The following is a 637-nucleotide window of genomic DNA, read 5'->3' as shown; positions in this document are numbered from 1 at the left end:
AGCTAAGCACACAGGGTTGAGCCATAGAGCTCGAGGATGAAATTTTACAACTCTTGGCTGTGTTTTTTTAATTAATTAACAGAAGTATAAACCCGTTGACTTTAACTAGTCAACATTAAATATTTACGGATGAAAACCTTAATGATTAATTGGCAGAGATTATTGTCCAAAGGCAGCACTTGCCCAAGATGCGGTTCTACTGAGAATGAATTAGAGAAAGCCATTCCTGCATTGGAGAAGTTACTTACACCATTGGGTATAAAAGTAGTTTTGGAAAAGTCTGAAATCTCAGAAGCAGAATTTAAAGTGAACCCTGCGATTTCAAATCGTATTCTCCTCAACAACAAGCCTCTGGAGGAATATTTGAATGCAAACACTAGTCAGAGCCAATGTTGTGAGGTTTGCGGTGACTCGAAATGCCGTACGATTGAGCTTGAAGATAAAACTTATGAAGTTATTCCACAAGATTTAATTGTTCGGGCAGGATTAATAGCTGCATCGCAATTAGTTTCTCTTTAGTGCCTTTTAGTGTTATTTTTTAAACTAAAATATATTATCGATGTTGAATATAATTAACGTGAGTTCGGGATAAGGCAAGAATTATTTTGAAGGAACAATTAATTTATAACTCTTTGAT

The 637-nt window shown here is 35.3% G+C and carries 1 protein-coding gene; it reads left to right on the top strand.

Features of this window, described 5'->3' with window-relative positions; all coding sequences use genetic code 11:
- Positions 1-129: 129 nt before the first annotated feature.
- Positions 130-519 (top strand): DUF2703 domain-containing protein, encoded by a 390-nt coding sequence (locus tag P2W72_RS13645; RefSeq protein WP_276363557.1) that lies wholly within the window; start codon positions 130-132, stop codon positions 517-519.
- Positions 520-637 lie beyond the last annotated feature (118 nt).

Origin of the sequence: Daejeonella sp. H1SJ63 (assembly GCF_029360775.1) — a bacterium.
Taxonomy (GTDB): domain Bacteria; phylum Bacteroidota; class Bacteroidia; order Sphingobacteriales; family Sphingobacteriaceae; genus Daejeonella.
The sequence above is the reverse complement of the archived record's forward strand: the minus strand, read 5'-3'. Positions and strand labels throughout refer to the sequence as shown.